The sequence below is a fragment of the Gelidibacter algens genome, assembly GCF_001678675.1.
GTDB classification, from domain to species: domain Bacteria; phylum Bacteroidota; class Bacteroidia; order Flavobacteriales; family Flavobacteriaceae; genus Gelidibacter; species Gelidibacter algens.
The window spans coordinates 41,377-62,212 of the sequence record NZ_LZRN01000018.1 but is presented as its reverse complement, the minus strand read 5'-3'; the positions used below and the strand labels follow the sequence as shown (position 1 = coordinate 62,212).

At 39.5% G+C, this 20,836-nt stretch carries 17 protein-coding genes; 4 read left to right on the top strand and 13 right to left on the bottom strand.

The features are described 5' to 3' along the window. The 12 genes from A9996_RS10245 to A9996_RS10190 form a co-directional block, all read right to left on the bottom strand. Window positions 1-444 (bottom strand): molybdenum cofactor biosynthesis protein MoaE, encoded by a 444-nt coding sequence (locus tag A9996_RS10245; protein ID WP_066434189.1) that lies wholly within the window; start codon window positions 442-444, stop codon window positions 1-3. Further along, window positions 437-1,447: a HesA/MoeB/ThiF family protein gene (locus A9996_RS10240; RefSeq protein ID WP_066434186.1), complete on the bottom strand. Its 1,011-nt coding sequence runs from the start codon at window positions 1,445-1,447 to the stop codon at window positions 437-439. Before A9996_RS10240 ends, A9996_RS10245 begins: the two co-directional genes overlap by 8 nt. Then, a complete protein-coding gene (locus A9996_RS10235; protein WP_066434183.1) occupies window positions 1,447-1,683 on the bottom strand; it encodes a MoaD/ThiS family protein in 237 nt (78 codons plus the stop codon). The genes A9996_RS10240 and A9996_RS10235 overlap by 1 nt, the downstream gene beginning before the upstream one ends. Beyond that, window positions 1,680-2,288 (bottom strand): nucleotidyltransferase family protein, encoded by a 609-nt coding sequence (locus A9996_RS10230; protein ID WP_066434178.1) that lies wholly within the window; start codon window positions 2,286-2,288, stop codon window positions 1,680-1,682. Before A9996_RS10230 ends, A9996_RS10235 begins: the two co-directional genes overlap by 4 nt. Next, window positions 2,285-3,439: an XdhC family protein gene (locus tag A9996_RS10225; RefSeq protein ID WP_066434171.1), complete on the bottom strand. Its 1,155-nt coding sequence runs from the start codon at window positions 3,437-3,439 to the stop codon at window positions 2,285-2,287. The genes A9996_RS10230 and A9996_RS10225 overlap by 4 nt, the downstream gene beginning before the upstream one ends. Further along, the gene (locus A9996_RS10220; RefSeq protein WP_066434168.1) at window positions 3,436-4,590 is read right to left on the bottom strand and encodes a cysteine desulfurase family protein; all 1,155 of its coding nucleotides are present in this window, start codon (window positions 4,588-4,590) and stop codon (window positions 3,436-3,438) included. The genes A9996_RS10225 and A9996_RS10220 overlap by 4 nt, the downstream gene beginning before the upstream one ends. 76 nt (window positions 4,591-4,666) lie before the next feature. Continuing rightward, window positions 4,667-5,005 carry a winged helix-turn-helix domain-containing protein gene (locus tag A9996_RS10215; RefSeq protein ID WP_066434165.1) on the bottom strand — a complete coding sequence of 113 codons (339 nt, stop codon included), beginning with the start codon at window positions 5,003-5,005 and terminating at the stop codon, window positions 4,667-4,669. 13 nt (window positions 5,006-5,018) lie between these two features. Then, a complete protein-coding gene (locus A9996_RS10210; protein WP_066434162.1) occupies window positions 5,019-7,283 on the bottom strand; it encodes a xanthine dehydrogenase family protein molybdopterin-binding subunit in 2,265 nt (754 codons plus the stop codon). 29 nt (window positions 7,284-7,312) lie between these two features. Beyond that, on the bottom strand, window positions 7,313-7,774 hold the full coding sequence (locus tag A9996_RS10205; protein WP_066434160.1) for a (2Fe-2S)-binding protein: 462 nt from the start codon (window positions 7,772-7,774) through the stop codon (window positions 7,313-7,315). 127 nt (window positions 7,775-7,901) lie between these two features. Continuing rightward, a complete protein-coding gene (locus A9996_RS10200) occupies window positions 7,902-10,082 on the bottom strand; it encodes a xanthine dehydrogenase family protein molybdopterin-binding subunit (RefSeq protein ID WP_066434220.1) in 2,181 nt (726 codons plus the stop codon). Window positions 10,083-10,104: 22 nt separating this feature from the next. Further along, complete coding sequence (locus A9996_RS10195) at window positions 10,105-11,091, bottom strand: FAD binding domain-containing protein (protein ID WP_066434153.1); 987 nt, start codon at window positions 11,089-11,091, stop codon at window positions 10,105-10,107. 54 nt (window positions 11,092-11,145) lie between these two features. Continuing rightward, window positions 11,146-11,946 (bottom strand): 2Fe-2S iron-sulfur cluster-binding protein, encoded by an 801-nt coding sequence (locus tag A9996_RS10190; RefSeq protein ID WP_066434150.1) that lies wholly within the window; start codon window positions 11,944-11,946, stop codon window positions 11,146-11,148. 910 nt (window positions 11,947-12,856) lie between these two features. Here A9996_RS10190 and A9996_RS10185 point away from each other — a divergent pair. From A9996_RS10185 to A9996_RS10170, 4 genes are all read left to right on the top strand, one after another. After that, on the top strand, window positions 12,857-13,375 hold the full coding sequence (locus A9996_RS10185) for a (2Fe-2S)-binding protein (protein WP_066434148.1): 519 nt from the start codon (window positions 12,857-12,859) through the stop codon (window positions 13,373-13,375). Continuing rightward, window positions 13,368-14,387 (top strand): FAD binding domain-containing protein, encoded by a 1,020-nt coding sequence (locus A9996_RS10180; protein ID WP_066434146.1) that lies wholly within the window; start codon window positions 13,368-13,370, stop codon window positions 14,385-14,387. The genes A9996_RS10185 and A9996_RS10180 overlap by 8 nt, the downstream gene beginning before the upstream one ends. 7 nt (window positions 14,388-14,394) lie before the next feature. Then, window positions 14,395-16,632 (top strand): xanthine dehydrogenase family protein molybdopterin-binding subunit, encoded by a 2,238-nt coding sequence (locus tag A9996_RS10175; protein ID WP_066434145.1) that lies wholly within the window; start codon window positions 14,395-14,397, stop codon window positions 16,630-16,632. Window positions 16,633-17,009: 377 nt separating this feature from the next. Next, window positions 17,010-18,593 (top strand): GMC oxidoreductase, encoded by a 1,584-nt coding sequence (locus tag A9996_RS10170; RefSeq protein ID WP_066434143.1) that lies wholly within the window; start codon window positions 17,010-17,012, stop codon window positions 18,591-18,593. 57 nt (window positions 18,594-18,650) lie between these two features. On the opposite strand, the gene A9996_RS10165 is transcribed toward A9996_RS10170, so the two are convergent. Continuing rightward, a complete protein-coding gene (locus tag A9996_RS10165; RefSeq protein ID WP_245905285.1) occupies window positions 18,651-20,444 on the bottom strand; it encodes a mechanosensitive ion channel family protein in 1,794 nt (597 codons plus the stop codon). Window positions 20,445-20,836 lie beyond the last annotated feature (392 nt).

Genomic DNA, 20,836 nt, shown 5'->3' with positions numbered 1-20,836 from the left:
TTATGTATTCACTTTCCATTGGTGGGTTTCATCTTCGAAAATCTCTTTTCCGAAAATGGGCACATTGGCCTTGATCTCTTCCACGAAATAATTGCAGGCTTCTATTGCAATCTTTCGGTGTGCCGAAGAGGTAAATACAAAAAGACAGAGTTCACCGGTTTTCACCTCGCCCAGACTATGATAAATATGGGCACAGGTTATATCGAATTTTGAAAATGCCGCTTCCCTAATCTCATGGAAAACACGTTCTGCCATATCTTCGTAAGCCGAATACTCAATAGCGCTTACCGTTTTACCTTCAATTACATCAGCACGAATCTGTCCCAGAAAGATGCTATGCGCACCAATGTTGGTTTTGGATTGATGATTCGCTATTGAATTGGCGATCTTTTCCGGTGGAATGGCGCCATGAACGAATACTTTTTTTGGTTTCTTCTTATCCATTAGTTATAGTTTTTATGCCTCCTTTTACATTTTTTAAATTCTGAAATCCGAAATCTGTTTGCAGCATTGCAACTGCTTGCTGACTTCGTTTTCCCGACTGGCAAAACACCAGTACTTCTTCTTGCTTCGGAATTTCATTCGAACGATGCCCTAATTCCCCTAATGGAATATGGATTACATTGGCAGCAGTCACTTTTGGCTGTTCAAACGCCTCCCGAACATCCAGATATTTTTTATCGGAATCTATCATTTCGCAGTCCATACGCACCTGCATGATCCCAATTTTTTTCACTTTTTCAATCTCTTCCGGTCTTTGCTGAAAATTCAGAATTTGTTCTGAACCTGAAAGCAGATTCGATATTTTCAGTTTTCCTGAGAGCTCTTTACCAACACCCAGAATTATCTTGAGCGCTTCCATCGCCTGAAGCATTCCGAAAATCCCTGGAACTACTCCTAAAACTCCGGTTGCCTCACAACTTACATTTTGTCGGGTTGTCTTCGGAAAAAGACATCTGTATGAGGGCCCGTTTTTATAATTAAAGACGGAAAGCTGTCCTTCATTTTTATAGATCGACGCATATACCCAAGGCTTTCCGGCCAAAATACAGGCATCGTTGATCAAGTATTTCGTTTCAAAATTATCGGTACCATCCAAGATAAGATCGTACTGGTTGAAAAGCTGTTCCGCATTATCCTTGGTTAAGGCTTCCTCAATCGCAATCAATTCTACTTCGCTATTCAACCTGTGTAGCTTCTGTTTTGCGACCAAAGCTTTGGGTTTTCCGAGATCATTTTCATCATATAAAACCTGACGATGCAGATTGGTGATGGAAATTGTATCGTGATCCATCAATCCGATTTTCCCAACACCGGCACCCGTAAGATATTGCGCTGCAGGACATCCAAGTCCGCCCACGCCAACGATAAGCACACTGGCCTTGCGGAGTTTTTCCTGCCCGGAAACTCCAACTTCATCTAATTTTATTTGCCTGTCGTATCTCATCAACCTCCTGCAAATGGTGGCAAAAATGCTACCTCATCGCCATCTTTTAATTCTACTTCTTTATTCAAATTCTGATTCACCGCAATTTGTAGCGATGCTGCATCTGAAATCTGATACTTTTTGATCTGCTGATCTTTCAATTCTTTTACGGATAATCCTTGCTCCAATTCTAAAACCTCTTCGCTTTTCCCAACTGTTTCAGCGATCACTCCAAAATATTTTACAGTTACTTTCATTCTTCTTCCATCTGTTTTAATAATTCTACATCTTCCGCAGTATCCACGTCAAAATTTCCCAATTCAAATTTTACGATCTCGAAATCTAATTTCTGATCGTGAATGAGTTTTTTAGCTCCCTGATCTCCTTTCAATTCTTTTAAATCATAAAAAACTTCTGCGGAAAAAATTGCAGGAACTCCAATATCTCCCGCATATTCTGAAAAGGTAGCTTGACTATTTTTGTCCAACTGAACCTGTATCAATGCCTCAATACTTTCTCTGCTCACAAAGGGTTGATCTGAAAGCAAAATTACTATATGATCCAAATTATTTTCTAATTCCTGAGACCTCAACACGCCTTTCCTGATGCTGGAAGCCATTCCTTCTTCCCAGTTCTCATTTATCAAAATCTCAAATCCCTTTAAATCTATTTTACGTTCTATTTCTTCTTTCCTTGCTCCCAGCACTAACACTTTGCTGTCAAAATCCATCACTTCTGAAATATCTATCGCGTGTTGCAATAAAGATTTGCCTTTAAATTCCACTAATTGCTTTGCATATCCAAGTCGGCTGGAAGCACCTGCCGCAAGAACCACAACTCCTATTTTAGCATTCTTTATCAAACCTTTATTTCTTTGAAATGATTATTATTCTTCTCATGTATTGGTTCCGACTTCTCTCTTAATGGTCTTGCACTGGTCTGTTTCAAAACCGACTGAATTTCAGCTAAAATTGAAAGTCCTATTTCTGCGGGTGTTTCTGCACCTATTTCCAAACCTATAGGCGCATGGATTTTATTCCTATTTTCTTTAGAAAGTTCAAATCCTTCAGACTTTAGATCATTTTGCATTCGCTGATATTTTTTCAATGGACCGAGTATACCGATATATGGAATTTGATCTTCACTAAGTAATAATTTCAATACCGCCAGATCGTAATTATAATTATGACTCATTATTACAAAACAGCTTCGGTTGTCTATCTCTATATTCTCCAGGGTTTTTTCAGGTTTTGTTACAACGACCTGACAGGAACTGGTAAAACGTTCTTTATTTGCATGTGTTGGTCTACCATCAGTGACAATTACTTCCCAACCAAGCAAATCCGCCTGATGTGCCAGGATCTGTGCATCGTTTCCGGCTCCAACAATGATCAACTTTACCGGAGGCTGGTAATTTTGAATGAATAAGTGTTGTGTTTCTCCTCCAATTGGCAATTCAACGAAAATGGATCTCTTATTCTCAATTGCGAGTTGCGCTTGTTCCAGAATAATATCAAATACTACTTTATCCGGTTGTTTCCCGCTAATCTTTGAATTTCCATCGATGAACAAAATAGTTCCCGCTTGCGCTTTAGATCTATTTAAATTGAACTGTATAACGATCGCCAAAGAATTTTTTTGTGCCACGACCGATTTGAACAATTCGCAAGGATTTAAATCATCTTCATAATCCAAAGGCTCAAACAACACCTGAATGATGCCATTGCAACCTAACTGCGCACCTATCAAAGCATCATCTTCATCACTGGTGTCGTACGTGATCAGTTTGTTTTTCTGCTGATGCAAGGCATGTAAAGCTTTTCTAAGCGCATCGCCTTCCAGGCAACCACCACTGATGGCTCCGGTAATATTCCCAAATTCATCCACCAGCATTCTCGCTCCGGCACGTCTATAGGAAGAACCTTCCACATGAACAACGGTCGCAAGCACGCATCCGATTCCCTGAGATCTTAAATTTTCGTATTGCGCTATGATGAATTCCATCTCTCTCATACCACAGGAATTTTTTGTTGTTGCACCGCATTCTTAATTTCTTTCGCAGCAAATTCAATATTGGCAAGGGTGGTTTTTCTACCAAGACTAATCCGAAAAGAAGACAATGCCACTTCGTCTGTTAGCCCCATCGCTTTTAGAACATGTGATGGCTGCACGATATTCGAAGTACATGCCGAACCACGAGAAATGGCAAGGTTGTTCAGTTTTCTCAATAATTGATTGCCATCACTGTTTCCAAAAGAGACATTGGTTGTATTTGGAAGTCGGTCGCTATGCTTCGAATTAATGTGGACTTCTTCAATTTCTTCCAAAAGCGCTTCAAGCCTATTTCTTAATTTTGATATTCTGATGGATTCCTCTTGCATTTCTTCAGAAGCAATTTCCGCAGCTTTTCCAAAACCAACAATTCCGGGTACGTTCAAAGTTCCGGGACGCATTCCTTTTTCCTGACCTCCGCCAAAAACGGTGCGATCAACCTTTACTTTATACTTTTTATTGATATATAAAGCACCTACGCCTTTAGGTCCGTAGAGTTTATGAGAAGAGAAAATGGCAAGATCTAAATTCAGTTCTTTTAGATCTACAGGAATCTTCCCAACCGCCTGCGTAATATCGCTCATCAACTTAACACCTTTAGAATGAACAATTTTTTCAATCTGCTTCATTGGATGAATGAGTCCGGTTTCGTTATTAGCAAGCATCAAACAAACCAGAATAGTTTCCGCATTAATGGCATTCTCTAATTCTTCAAGATCGATATTTCCTTCAGTATCCACATCCAGATACCTGATCTGAAAACCTTCATTTTCCAGCGCCTGCATGGTATCCAGAATGGCTTTATGTTCTGTTTTACAGGTAATAATATGTTTTCCTTTTGAGCTGTTCCTTTTACAAAAGCCGAAAAGGGCAAGATTCGCAGCTTCCGTAGCACCTGAAGTAAAAGTGATCTCTGTAGGTTTACAATTTACCAGATTGGAAACCTGTTCCCTTCCGAATTCAACAGCTTCTTCAGCATCCCATCCAAAAACATGATCACTACTGGCATTGCCGAATATTTCAGTAAAATAAGGCAACATTGCATCCACCACTCTTTTATCTACCGGTGTGGTCGCATTGTAATCCAGATATATTTTATTTTTAGTGTTCATTAAAAGCGTTATGTATTTGTAAACATATCGGTTTATAAATTTAAGAAAGGATACGGACTTCTCTTGTGATTTAATGTTATTTTAAGAACTTTAGTAATTTTCCTTCTTGATCTATCAATTGCTTTACCTTCAATTGAAGCGTATCATATTCTTTCATTATTTCTAATGCATAAGGACTTACTTCAGCGCCGCCTCCATGTTGGCCTCCTTTTTTCAAAATTACCAATGCCTCTTCTGAAAATTGATTCAGTCTTTGAACCATTGCCCAAGCTTTTTTATACGACATGTGCATTTTCTCGGCAGCTTTGGAAAGGGAACCTTCTTTTTGAATCTGTTTAAGAAGTTCATGAGGTCCCGGTCCGTAATACTTTTCTCCATCCGCTTCTATCCAGCATTTGATCTTTAATTGCTTCATTCAAGTGACATCTTTAAGTCTTTAAATCATCCTGCATGTGTGAAATAAATGGCTGATCATAAAATCGCTTGCCAGTCGCTTTGTAAAGAGCATTCGCTAAAGCGCCCTGAATTGGCGGAAATGGCGGTTCTCCCAAGCCTGTAGGATCTATGCCATTCTCTATAAAATGAACATCTATAGTTTTTGGAGCTTCCTTGTGACGAATCAGTCTGTAAGTATCAAAATTACTTTGCTGCGGTACTCCATCTTTGAAAGTCATTTCACTATAAAGTGCATGACCAATGCCGTCGATGGTACCACCTTCAACCATATTTTTAGCGGCGTCAGGGTTTACCACGATTCCGCAGTCTACAGCACAGGTCACTTTATCTACCGATGGCTGATTATTCTTTACCGATAGGTCTAAAATTTGCGCCACATAAGAATTGTGACAATAGTAGGCAGCAACACCTCTGCTCAATCCGGTATTGTTATTCCAACCAGATTTATCTCGGGCAAGTTTCAAAACCCCAGCATAACGGGCTGCATCATAATCATTTTCTTCTCCAACAGGATTTTTTCCTGCCCGATCCAATAGATCTAAACGAAATTGAATAGGATCTTGATCCATTTCTTCGGACAATTCGTCCAAGAAAGACTGTTCGGCGCCAGCTATAAAATTAGATCGCGGCGCTCTAAATGCTCCAGTTGAAATATTCGATTCCATACTCCAACTTTCAGCTAAATAGTTCTCTATTGCTCCTGCCGGAAACCGATTCGCAAAAAGCGGACTTTCAGGGATTCCTCCCGCATTTACATGAAAAGCGGTTAGTTTATTATTGGCATCAAGCGCTGCACGATAAGTGACGTGATACGCCGGACGGTATACCCCGTTGGTCATATCATCCTCTCTTGAATACACAAGTTTGATGGGTGTTCCCATTTTTTCAGAAATCACAGCTGCTTCCACAAGGAAATGTCCATACAGTCTGCGACCGAAACCACCACCCATTCGGGTCATTTGAATGTCTATATTTTCCAAGTCTAATCCCAGACGTTTGTTTACACTTTTCTCTGCAAATTCAGGAGTTTGGATTGGGCCTAATAATTCTGCCTTCCCTCCGCTAACGTCTGCGAAAAAGTTCATTGGTTCCATACAGTTGTGAGACAGGAACGGACAGGTATAAGAACGTTCAATAACCCGAGCTGCATTTTCAAATGCCTTTTCAGGATTCCCATCTCGTCTCACAATTTCAGATTTTTTAGAGCCTACATCTGACATTAGTGTCATATAGATCGAAGTGCTTTCCAATCCGCTGACACCATCCATTCCTGCAGATTTCTCGAGGATTTCAATTTGTTTAACGAGTTTCGGATTTAAATCCCATTCCACCTTTACTTCTTTTTTAGCCTGCATGACCTGCCAGGTACTTTCGCCAACTACGACGACAAGTTTAGAAAATGCTGCGACATCGCTCCATTCCTTCTCCATATCATCAGGATAGGTGTCTATGGTGAACACATCTTTTATGCCTGGCATTCCTTTCGCTTTCGCCGCATCCATCGTTTTGAACTCCATTCCGAAAGCTGGCGGTTGCACAATCATCGCAATCAACATTCCCTCTTTAAAAGTGTCTATCCCAAATAAAGGTTGACCTGTAACTATTTTCTTGGCATCCACATTTTTACGGGAGGTGCCAATGATTTTAAAGCTGTCTATATTTTTTAATTCCACTACTTCGGGAATTTCAACATTTACGGCAGCTTTTGCGATCTCGCCGTATCCAATGGTACGGTCGCTATTTTTATGACTTATTATTCCGTTTTCAACTGAAAGTTCTGATACCGGAACTTCCCATTGTTTTGCAGCAGCGGTTAGCAACATTTGTCTTGCTGTTGCTCCGGCTGTTCTTAAGGATTGCCAGCCTTGACGAATAGACTGACTTCCACCTGCCAGCTGACGGGTAAAGACTTCAGTATTTAGAGGCGCCTGTTCTACCACTACATTATTCCAGTCTACATCGAGTTCTTCAGCAACGATCATTGGCATAGACGTCTTCACGTTCTGACCAATTTCCGGATTTGGAGAATAAATAGTTACAATGCCGTTATCTCCAATTTTGAGATAGCCATTCAGTTCGAACCACTCCTCTGGCATTTGCATCGCCAATTCCTTTCCACCTTCTTCCGTAGGGCCTTGACACGCTAACCAATTAAATCCTATTATCAGTCCGCCTCCAGCTAAAGAAACACTTTTAATAAAGGATCTTCGGCCCATTGATGTTTTTATTTTAGTCATTTTTATGTATGAATTAAACTGATAACTATTTAGAGTTGTGAATCTGAAGCCGTTTTGATGGCAGCCTTAATTCTGATGTAGGTACCACAACGGCAAATATTCCCGCTCATGGCATTGTCAATATCCTTATCACTTGGGTTGGGATTTTGTTTTAACAATGCCGAAGCAGTCATGATCTGCCCTGCCTGACAATAACCACACTGTGGCACATCATGCTCCAACCAAGCTTTTTGAACTGGATGGTCTCCATGTTCTGAAAGTCCTTCTATTGTGGTGATCTTATTATCTATTGCTGCTGAAATAGGAAGCTGGCAAGATCTCACGGCAGTTCCATTAAAATGTACTGTACAGGCGCCACATTGGGCTATACCGCAACCATATTTGGTTCCCACCATTTTCAGATGGTCTCTCAACACCCATAGCAAGGGCGTACTAGGATCGACGTTTACGTTGTGTTTCTCGCCATTAATGTTAATACTGAATTCTGCCATGATCTTAAATTTTCCTAAAAATTAAGAAATAATTTCCTTTTATCGATACATATTAGAGGACTTATTATTCAAAACCTTTTAAAAAGAAAACGCCCAACTCTATAGCTAGGCGTTTTTACTTTAATTTTTAAGCTGTTATGCCGGGCTCCAGACCTGCAACTATCAACTTTTCTGGAGTGATAGGTAGACTTCGCATCCGCTTACCGGTTGCGTTAAATATGGCATTTGCGATGGAAGCAGCAACACTGGTGATCCCCAATTCGCCAATTCCTTTAATACCCATTTTATTGGCGACCTTATCTTCTTCGGGAAGGAAGATCACATCAATATTGGCCATATCCAGATTTACCGGTACGTGATAATCTGCAAAAGAACGGGTAATAAAATTTCCAAAATTAGGTTCCACATGAGTTTGTTCAGCCATGACCATGCCTACACCCATCGTTAAACCTCCTATGATCTGCCCGTAAGCAGTCTTCGGATTTAATATTTTTCCAGCTGAAGCTACATTGACCATCTTCTCAATGCGATACATACCTGTATCCTTATCTACCCAAACTTCACAAAAATTAGCGCCGAATGAGAAAACCGAGTATTTTTCGAATTCTGCAGATGGCTCCGCCATTCCTTCAGCTTCGAATTTGGTAAGTTGATTCTTTTTTAGAAGTTCAGAAACAGTAATATCTTCTTCTTCCTTGATATTCCGATTATTCTTAAGTGTTTTAATCGCATTTTCACAAGCAGCACGCGCGCCATTACAATAGGAAGCTGCTCCCCAAGAACCTCCGGAACCAGGTGTTATGGGAAAATCGGAGTCCCCTAATTCTACACTTACTTGTTCTACCGGGATCTTTAGATATTCTGAAGCGGTTTGGGCAATAATCGTATAACTACCAGTACCAATATCAGTGGCATCCATTTGGATGGTAGCAAATACCTTATCTTCATCCAATTTCAGAATTACTTTTGAATACGTTTTCTGGTATGGAGAATTTCTGGAAGCGGCACTTACACCATAGCCAATAAGCCAATTGCCTTTTTTGTTAGTACGTGGTTCTGATTTTCGGTCTTTCCAACCAAATTTATCGGCTCCAATTCTCAAACACTCTACCAGTAATCTGGAAGAAAACGGTCGGTTCTCATGAAGATCGGTTTGTGTATCGTTTTTTATGCGGAACTCTAGAGGATCCATTTTCAGTTTCCAGGCCATTTCATCCATTGCAGATTCCAATGCAAAACTACCAGTGGCTTCTCCGGGAGCTCTCATAGCGAAGGGCACTTGGATATTCATCGGGATCAACTTATAAGTTACCTCGTTATTAGGCACTTTATATAACATTTTAGAAACCATTCCGCAGGGCTCCTGATATTCTTGGTTTGTAGCGGTATGAGAAAGCGTTTCATGAGAAAGCGCTGTGAGCGTACCATCTTTTTTAGCGCCTACCCGCATTTTTTGTTCGTTCTGTTGCCGCATGTTCGTATTGGTAAACATCTGCGTTCTGGTAACGGTTACCTGAACTGGTCTTCCCACCATTTTTGATGCCATTACGCCCATAATCACATGTCGATCGAGGTTTAGTTTTGAACCAAATCCGCCCCCCACAAAAGCAGATATGACGCGCACATCTTTCTTCGGAATCTGGAATGTGCTTGAGATGGCTATTTTAGCATCTTCCACAATTTGCTGACTCGAATAGGCCGTTACTTTTCCATTATCCCAAGAAGCGATAACGGCATGCAACTCCATTGGATGGTGGTGTTCGATTGGCGTATTGTAGGTTTGTTCCACTACCACATCCGCTTCAGAAAGTCCTTGTTCCATATTTCCCCTTGAATAATTGGTGCCATTATCCGGAGTGTAGGCTTTGGATTTCGACTTCTCAAAGTCGATGACTGCGGAAGGATCCTTTTTATATTCAAATTTCACTAAACTCGCTGCATATTGTGCCTGCTCGAAAGTTTCTGCCACCACAAGACCAACATATTCTCCATAATAATGTACTTTATTACTTTGCAAGACCGGAGCAATAGTGTCTGTAGCAATTGGGGTCATTTCCTTATCGAAATCTTTTAGTTTTTCTGCATTTTTATAAGTAATGATCTTTAGAACCCCATCTAATTTTTCAGCTTTAGAAGTATCTATGGAGATGATCTCCCCCTTGGCGATCGTAGAGTTTATACCCTGACCATAGACTTTGTTTTCTACCGGAAATTCAGAAGCATATTTAGCCTTTCCCATCACCTTAAGATGGCCTTCCACTCTATTGATAGCAGTTCCAACGCCGGATGCATTTGTTGTCTTTGTCATAATTTTAATTTTTGAGATTGGCTTATACTTCTCTTTCATATGCTTGGGTAAGCGCTCTAACAATTGCGTTTTTACCCATTTCTACTTTATATGTGTTCGCTTCAAATGGTTTTGCATCCTTCATCTCCAGTGCTGCGGCTGCTTTAAAATTTTCCGAAGTTGGTTTCTTTCCAGCAAGGAATCCTTCAGCTTTTGTAAGTTTCCAAGGGATATGCGCAACTCCGCCCATAGCTAATCCAACCTTTGTGATCACACCACTTTTTACCTGCAATCCTGCAGCAACCGATACCAATGCAAACGCATAACTGGAACGTTCGCGAATTTTTAAGTAGTAATAATGATCTGAAAATTCTGGTTTTGGCAAATGAATCGCCGTGATCAATTCACCTTGCATAAGGGTCGTATCCTTTTCAGGCCGATCGCCCGGCAAACGATGAAGATCTGTGAATACTATCATGCGTGAAGAACCATCTGTTTGCTGAACTTCCACCGTTGCTCCAATGGCAGCAAGGGCCACGCACATGTCTGAAGGATTTGTAGCAATACAACTATCGCTATATCCAAAAATGGCATGTAAAGCATTCATCCCATTCAGCGCTCCACATCCGGAACCTGGCTCTCTTTTATTACAAGGCATCGAAACCTCGAAGAAATACGGACAACGGGTGCGCTGCAGTAAGTTTCCTCCATTACTCGCCATATTCCTAATCTGTGCTGTGGCAGCAGATAGCATGGCCATGGATAGTAAGGGATAATTGGTTCTTACTTCTGGATGATTGGCGGTTTCAGAATTGCTAAGCATTGCGCCAAGGGTTAATCCGCCTTTATCATTAGAAGTTATTTTTTTATAATCGAGGTTGTTAATATCGATAAGTTGATCTGGGCGCTCTACATCTTCCTTCATCAAATCCACCAGGTTTGTCCCACCCCCGAGATAATGAGAAGTTGCTGTAAAAGCCTGAAGCGCTTGATCTTTATTTTGTGCACCTGTATATTTGAATGGTCTCATTTTGGTTGAATTTTAAAATCTTTAATAGTATTTCAAATTGGAGCATAAGCTCCTCTAGGCATTTTTAGCCTTATTCATTTGCTCTTGAGTTGCAAATTCCCAAGTTGGCATTTCGTTATCTCCGGAATGCACTTCTTTAAAGGCCTGTACAATATTATTGTAGGCACCACACCGACAAATATTTCCAGACATTCTTTCTCTTATTTCTTCTTCGGAAAGGGTTAAACCAGATTTAATGGTCTTTAAATCTTCAGTCACATAACTGGCTTCTCCATTTTTAGCTTCCTCTAAAAGGGCTATAGCAGAACAAATCTGTCCAGGCGTACAATAACCACATTGAAAACCATCGTGTTTTAAAAATGCCTGCTGCATTGGGTGCATTTCGCTATTTTTCGCTAATCCTTCTACCGTTGTGATCTCTTTTCCTTCACAGGTAGCTGCCAAAGTAAGGCAAGAAAGGTTGCGTTTTCCGTCTATTATTACAGTACATGCACCACATTGCCCATGATCACATCCTTTTTTAGTTCCAGTTAAACCAAGTCTTTCTCTAAGCGCATCAAGCAAAGAAGTTCTTGAATCTAATGTTAATGGTTTAACCATTTCATTCACCCTGAGATTTACTTTGATCTCATTTAAAAGTGCGGTTGTATTTTCTGGTAAATCTTTCATAGTGCTGGCAAATAATTCTGAAGTAAAAAAAGAAGACGCATAAATACCCAAGCTTGCTGTAGAAACTTGTTTTAAGAATTTCCTTCTTGAACTTCCGTTCAGCCCCATCGCATCGAGGATGATATTTTCGTCATCACTCAACTTGTCCAAATTGACCTCTTCTTTAAATTTGTCGTCTTCTTTCATATAAATAATGTTAGTTATTTCAAACAGCTCTTGACCTAATACATAATGTCCAAAAAGAGGCTACTTCAATTTCTATTGAGGCATCGTATTTGGTTCATATCAATATATCAACAACTGTGAACTTTAAGAGTATTATACAATCAACCGGAAGGCTTTATCCTGCTTGCTTTCGAACCTAAAGCAAGTTTATACTTAACAATTTATTTTATTAACTTGAAAAAAGAATATTTTAACTCAAAACCGAACAAATTTTAATATTGAGAATTTCAAAAGTGTAAATTCTACTGCCAAATGAGGGCCCTTATTAAAATATGAGCGCCATGATTTTAGTTTTCTGATTTTCAAAAACTTACATGATGAATGCTTGTCTTTATTGCATTTTCGAATTGTAAGTGAATGAAAAATCAAGGTTTGACATTCATCCGTTTTGGTGCAACTGCTATCTATTGTTCGAAATATATTACAGATCATTCAGAAGTAATGCTTGATAAGTTTAATCTTACTACGAATCTCGAAAAAAGCAAAAAAATAAGTTATGGAATGCCATACAATCCAAATCTGACTGACATTTACAATTTATCAAACATAGCTTCCGAAGAAATTCTCGAATGCTCCCGATTCATTTGCCGATAGCTGTAGCTTCAAAATGGTTTCAACGGTTAATTTTACTCATGGCATCCAACAACTGATTAGTGCTTTCTTCATAAGAATTGAAATACAAAATCGTCTCTATTCATATAAGTGTCACTATTTTAACTTTAACAGAAATTTTTTTAACTCATATTACCATTTACGAAAGGAAATTGAGAATAATATTCTATTTTCAAGAATCTTATTAATGAGTACATACAAAATTAAATTGGTATTCATGATTAATCAATAGTGTCCAACTAGAAATATGAACTAAACCATGCAAGATAAAAACAGCTCTAATACAACAAATTTCAGCAGCAATTCCAACGCTACAAAAGTTCAACTGCACATCAACAAAACCACATTACACCTACACGTCATGCCTTGGGTAAGTCTGTTGGATGCCATTCGTGACCACGGAAAACTGACCGGCACTAAAAAAGGTTGTGACCATGGACAATGCGGAGCTTGTACTGTTATCTGTGATGGCAAAAGAATTTTGAGCTGTCTGACTCTAGCAGTCATGAAGGATTGTTCAGAAATCACAACCATCGAAGGCATCGCAAATGGCGAAGTGTTGCATCCACTGCAAACAGCCTTTATTGAGCACGACGCTTTTCAATGCGGATATTGCACACCCGGACAAATTTGTAGTGCCATCGCAATGCTTGAAGAAGGCAAGGCCGATACACGTGATGAAGTTAAAGAACAAATGAGCGGTAATCTTTGCAGATGTGGCGCGAACACCAATATAATTGATGCAATAATGGAATTTAAAGACAAGCGCAATGAATAATTTTACATATCAAAAAGTTTCAAATCCCAACGATGCCTTAAATAAAATCTCGAAAAACAATGCAGCAAACTTTATTGCAGGCGGCACAAATCTTATCGATTTATGGAAGTACAATCTAGCGCATCCAAAAACATTGGTGGATATCAATGGCCTCAATGACTACAAAATTATCAAGGAAGATGAGCATGGCGGGCTGTTTTTGGGAGCACTGGCGACAAATTCAGACACAGCTTATCATAAACTGGTTGAAGAGCGTTATCCATTATTATCCAAAGCAATATTGGCGGGCGCTTCAGCTCAAATTCGAAATAGTGCAAGCAATGGTGGAAATCTTTTACAACGCACACGCTGTTATTATTTTTATGATGCCTCTTCGCCTTGCAATAAGCGAAATCCTGGTTCCGGTTGTCCGGCAAAAAACGGTCTCAACCGAATACACGCCATCCTTGGAACAAGCGAAGACTGTATTGCCGTATTTCCTTCAGATATGTGCATCGCCTTGGCTGCACTTGAAGCGGTTGTACATGTAAAAAGTCCTGATGGAGAACGTGAAATTGAGTTTTCAAATTTCCACCGACTCCCTGGCGATACACCAGAATTGGACAATAATTTAAAAGTAAACGAATTGATTACCGGTATAAGTTTACCTTCAGAAGGTTTTGCTGAAAATTATTCTTACCTAAAACTTCGTGATAGAAATTCCTATGCATTTGCACTCGTAAGTGTGGCAACAGGGATGGTATTAGAAAATAATAAAATCACTAAAATCCGAATTGCTTTAGGCGGAATCGCTCACAAACCATGGCGAGTAGTAGCAGCAGAAGAATTTTTAGTTGACAAATCACCGACCGAAGAAAATTTTGCCTCAGCAGCCAACATGATTTTGAAAGGCGCCAAAGGTTTTGGCAAAAATGATTTCAAAATCGAACTTTCAAAACGAGCAATTGTACGTAACTGCATAATGGCCTTACATCCAGAATCACAAAGACCAGGAGCGCAACCTTCATTATAATCAGCTTATGAAAACATCAAAACAAATAGGTAAATCTGTAAACAGGCTCGAAGGTTATCTCAAGGTCACTGGAGCGGCAAAATATGCAGGCGAATATGACGTGCCAGATTTGCTGCAAGGCTATATTGTAAATAGCACAATTACCAAAGGAAAGATTTTAGAAATAGATGAAAGTGCAGCCCATGCTTTATCTGGAGTCGTCGCTATATTTTCTCATAACAATCGTACAAAACTTCCTTGGTTCGACATCATGTATGCCGATATGGATGCACCTCCAGGAACGCCCTTTAAACCTTTCTATAATGACCAAATTTTGTACAATGGCCAGCCCATTGCACTAGTTGTTGCAGAAACTTTCGAAACTGCACGTTACGCTGCAACTCTAATTAATGTTACCTATGATGAAGAACCGTTTGAAACAGAATTGGCAGCGCATTTAGACGACGCTCGTGACCCCAAAAAGGGAATAGCAACCTTAATAAAACCTTTGCCACCAAGTGCGAATGGCGATTTTGAGAAAGCCTATAACGATGCTGATGCACAATACGCCGGTGAGTTTATCCATGGCACTGAGCACCATAATCCCTTAGAGCTTTTCACTACAACCACCGTTTACGAGGGTGATGGCAAATTAACGGTTTACGACAAAACCCAGGGAACGAGTAATTGCCAAATTTATATAGCCAATGTTTTCGGACTTCATTATAAAGACGTGCGCATTCTATCACCTTTTGTTGGTGGCGCATTTGGTTCTGGCTTAAGACCTCAATACCAACTGTTTCTTTGCGTCATGGCATCGTTGGAACTCAAAAGGAATGTACGTGTTACGATGGATAGAGCGCAGATGTTCACGTTCGGACATCGACCACAAACCATTCAGAAAACAAGATTTGGTGCTACTGCTGACGGAACTCTTACAGCAATTAACCACACTGCAATCGCCGAAACATCACAACATGAGGATTACACCGAAGTGGTCGTGAATTGGGCCAATATGCTCTATCCTGCCAAAAACACCTTATTGGATTACAAATTAGTGCCATTAGATGTTTTTTCACCAATGGATATGCGCGCACCAGGCGGAAGCACAGGATTGCATGCCATCGAAGCCACAATGGATGCACTGTCTTATATATTGAAAGTCGACCCAATGGAATTGCGTTTGCTCAATTATGCTGAACGAGATGTGAGTGCAGACAAACCGTTTTCGAGCAAAGAATTAAAACAATGTTATCTCCAAGCTGCCGAGAAATTTGGTTGGGCAAACAGAAAATCTGAACCTCGAACCACAAGACGAGGCAACCGTTTGGTAGGAACTGGCATGAGTTCTGGAATCTGGGATGTTATCGCGCTTCCTGCAAAAGCAAAAGCCAGCATCAACAAAAAAGGAAAATTAAAAGTGAAAAGTGCTGTGACCGATATTGGCACTGGAACATTGACTGTAATGACACAGATTGCTGCAGATTCATTAGGCATTCACATTGATGATGTTACTTTTGAATATGGCGACAGCAACATGCCATTGTCACCAATCCAGGGTGGTTCATATACAACCGGCGTTGTAGGGTCGGCGGTAAAAGCTGCTTGCGAATCCCTCAAAAAGAAAATCTTTAAGAAAGCCAAAAAGATGAACAACTCCACTTTTAATTCAGTAGCTCTGGAAGATGTCGTTTTTGAAGATGGTTCCATATACTTAAAACAAGACAAAAGCAATTTTGTAACATTTAAAGAGATTATAGCCGATAATGATGGAAAAAAAATCAAGGCTTCAAAAAACAATATTCCGAATGTGTTAAAATTGAAACAGTATACACGTGCAGCGCATAGTGCAGCTTTTGTAGAAGTTGAGGTAGATGAACAATTGGGGATCGTAAACGTAACCCGTGCAGTCACTGCTGTAGCTGCTGGAAAAATTATTAATCCGAAAACAGCACGCAGTCAGATTTTAGGCGGAATGATTTGGGGAATCAGTAAAGCTTTACGGGAGGAAACCTTAATGGATCACAATTTAGGTAAATATATGAACACCGATTTAGGCGAATATCATATTCCTGTTCACGCAGACATTCATGAATTGGATGTGATATTTGTCGATGAAAAAGATGATATTATAAACGAATTGGGCAGCAAAGGTGTTGGCGAAATTGGATTGGCTTCCATGGCACCTGCCATTGCCAACGCGATTTATCATGCTACTGGAAAACGAATAAATAAGTTTCCGATTCATTTTGATCAATTGCTATAAATATTCCCGTAGTTGCACTGTTACAATGCGGCAAAACTGTGAAAATCTGATCTAAAGTTGTTGTAAGGCCTGTGTCTATTGAGGGTTATGACTTCCAAAACGAGAGAGCTCCTCCGCTAGCGCGAGCGTCTCGCTCGTTCTCAAAAAATAATGTCGTCTCCCGATTTACTTATAATACCATAATGCTTACGTGAATTCCTCTTTTCTCTGATACTCCCCTGAATCAAAACTCTTGCACTATTTTTGTAGCATAAAACTTCGGATAATTTACTCGTTCGATAATGTAGTTCATAAGCAATAGAGCCTTATTTATTTTTACTACATTAGGAGTCGAGACTCACAGTGTCTTAAGCACAAACGCGTTGTAAAAAATAAAAATGGAGTACGATTATATTATAGTTGGAAGTGTTTTTGGAGGTTCGGTCAGTGCCTTAAGGTTATCAGAGAAAGGATATAAGGTTTTAGTAGTCGAAAAAGGAAAATGGTTCAAGGCCAAAGATTTCCCTAAAACCAATTGGAATTTTAGAAAATGGCTGTGGATGCCGTATTTACGATTTTTTGGAATTATGAAACTCTCAATTTTTAAACACATCGCCATTATTTCAGGTACTGGAGTTGGTGGTGGATCTTTAGTGTATGCCAACACCTTACCTACACCTAAATCTGCCTTTTTCAATTCTGGAAGTTGGCGGGAGCTAAACGATTGGGAAAACGAACTCAAACCCTATTACGATGAAGCACTAAGAATGCTGGGCGCCGCAAAAAATCCGATGTTATTTGATGGCGATTTAGGTCTTAAAAAAGTGGCAGAAGATTTAGGTATCAAGGAGAAATTTGACACAACCCGTGTTGCTGTTTTTTTCGGAAAACCAAATCAAACTGTAAAAGACCCCTATTTTGGTGGTAAGGGACCAGACCGTTCGGGTTGTAATTTTTGCGGCGCCTGCATGACGGGGTGCCGTTACAATGCAAAAAATACGCTCGATAAAAACTACCTCTACCTCGCTCAAAAGAATGGCGCAGAAATACTGGCCGAGAATGAAGTCTTTGATGTGCAACCCATTGGCTCCGCTGATGGATCTCAGGGTTATGAAGTCTCCTTAAAAAATAGCACGACATTTTTTAAGAACCATAAAAAAATCAAAACCAAAGCTGTGATTTTCTCTGGAGGTGTTTTGGGCACTGTCAAATTACTACTGAAGCTTAAAAAGCAATCACTCCCCAATTTATCTGATAAAGTAGGTGAAGATATTCGTAGTAATAATGAGACCTTGATTAGTATTTCTGGGCTCGATAAAGATAAAAACTATTCAAAAGGTATTGCAATAGGCAGCATACTTGACACCGATGAAAACAGCCATCTGGAAATTTGCAGATATGGTGAAGGCTCCAATGCCTGGAAACTGGCACACTTACCTTATGTAACAGGATCTAATGTTGTATCGCGCCTTTTTAAGACCTTAGTTAAACTCCTGAAAAATCCCGTGGATTATTTCAAGATCTATTTTGTGAACGGCTGGGCAAAAAATACGGTCGTGTTGCTTTTTATGCAAACTCTGGACAGTACTTTGAAATTTAAACGGAACGCTCTCGGACAAATGACTTCAAGTGTAAGTAAAGGCAAGGCCCCTTCCCCATTTATCCCTGAATCTATAAAACTGGTAAAAGCCTACAGCAAAGCCATACATGGCGTCAGCACCTCTTTTGCTCTTGAAACATTGGCGGGAATACCTTCTACAGCGCACATTTTAGGCGGTGCCGTTATGGGAAAAGACAACACCACAGGCGTCATAGATAAGGACAATAAGGTTTTTGGATATAAGAATATGTTGGTGATAGATGGTGCGATGATTTCAGCAAATCCCGGGGTCAACCCATCCTTGACCATAACAGCAATTGCCGAAAGAGCAATGGCCAACATCCCTGAAAATACATTTAGAAATACTGAGAAAAATCTTTGAAAGGATATTTATAGAATAGCCTTCGAATACCATCTGGATATTTCAGCAGCATATCTGCTATTGATCAGGTTCATCTCTGGACTCCAAGGCAATTCTGTCTTTTGGCAATCCCAAACCTTCTTCCAACTCACAGATATACGCTATGAGTTTTTCCCTAAGCTCGCACTGTAAATCCCAAGCGGTAAAAGGATCTTTAGCACTGCATAAGGCTCTAATCTTAATGGCTTTTTCAGTAGACTCAACCACTTGAACGGACGGTGAAACCTGTTTATCCCAAGCTGATGATTCTGTAAGAAGTTCTTCATATTTTTCCCGAACTTTTTGGATATTAATTCTATAATCGGTGTAAATATCAATGGAACGAATTTGCTTTGAGCCTCGCATTGACCAATTTTCAAATGAATTTGAAATGACACTTTTAAGAGGCGTAACGATTCTTCTTTCATCCCAAGTTTTAACGATCATATATACAAAGCCAATGTCTTCCACATGGCCCCATTGACCATCAAATAATACCAAATCGCCAATTTGAGCTGGCTTAGTGATTGCTATTTGAATTCCGGCAATGATGTTACCCAAAGTACCTTGGGCAGCAATACCAATAATTATGGTAGCAACTCCGGCAGACGCAAAGAGTGATGTCCCCAAGTTTTTGAAACTTTCAAATTGAGAAAGAATGATGCCAGTTCCTATCAAAAAAATGATGAATGACACCACCCTTCTAGCTACCGATAGTTGGGTTAGAACTTGACGACTTTTTAAGTTTTCTTCAGCATAGATATCATCTGTTTTATTTTCTGCCACATAAAAGATAAAGGCATTTAAAATACGCATAATAAACCAAGTACCACAAACTACGGTAGCAATCAAAAGCATTGTATAAAACCAATTTGCTAAATCGCCGCTAAATACTATTAAGTTGTTTAAAAGCAAAAATAGCGCAAGCATCCCCACAAAATACCCAGCAGGCAGGGCTAGGCGCGACGAGAAAGAAGATATCCATTCCCACTTTGATCTACCAAATATGCGTTTTAAAAGAAACATCGTGAGCCAGCCTAAGCCATAGGCTATACCCACTGAAATAAATAATCCAATAATTTTCCAAATAGGGATTTTTAAAAATTCTCCTTTCAATCCCCAACCATCTGGGATGAGTTGAACTATTTTAGTCGGTCCGTAGGCTATATAAAGCGCGTCAATATGTTCTACTGTATTGGCAGAGATGACCCAGTATGGCGGCTCGTTTTTATATTTTACTCTTTGGAGTCTCAGGGTTACATCTCGTTCCTTGAGATTTAATTTCCCAAAAGCAATGCTCTTTCGTGGTTCTCTGGAAACCGCTTTATTATTAGTGAATATTTCATCGCTCTGCCCATCAGGTCTCTCAGACAATTTGTCCCAATCAATAGTGACATTTTTATTGATGATAATGTAGAGTTTTTGGGCTAATTGCTCTATTTGCTCATTAGAAACATCATCAGAAATTAAATTTAAATTGAAGGAATGGGCAGCCTTGAGATAATCAGCATTTCTTGCGCTCAAAATAAAATTTTCAAGAGAAGCTTGGGGCGTTTCTCTGTTCACACTTATTTCCGAGCGATCAAAAAATTGATTTCTATGCTGAACAACATAATAATTCTCTTCATACCCCTGAATTGAAATTGTATTAATATTAGCCTCTACTATGGTACTATCTTTTGAAGGAACATTGGTGCCGGTTGAGTCTTGAGCTTTTGCAGTGTAAACTCCTATTCCGACCATATTGCTCAAAAGAATAACTAGAAAAGCGTTTACCATAGTTTTTATGGACACTTGCTTGTCATATTTTGAGAATCCAATTATTGTTTTCAAACGATCTATTTTTTAAGAATTATGACTACTGACGCTACAGTTTTTCTGTTGCTTCGAAGGACTATGAAAAAAAATGAACCTATTAATTCCTCATCTTGTAGTGCCACACTTTTTGGTGAGATTACCCTACGGAAGGTTTTAGGTATTAGTCCAAATTGAACGATCAAGAATTCTCAAAAGGAGCGAATTAGTGCGTTTTCTACAAAAAAATCTGTTGAATAATATATTGCTATATTGTAAACTATCCTAATGCAAATGATTTAATTTATAGCGTCATTACCTCGCGACATTAAAAAATCACAGTATTTGAACGTTGAGATCCTAGATTGCTCAAGACCTCAACACCAGATTATTAAAAATATCGTATTGACAAAGAGCTGATGAAAGTTTTT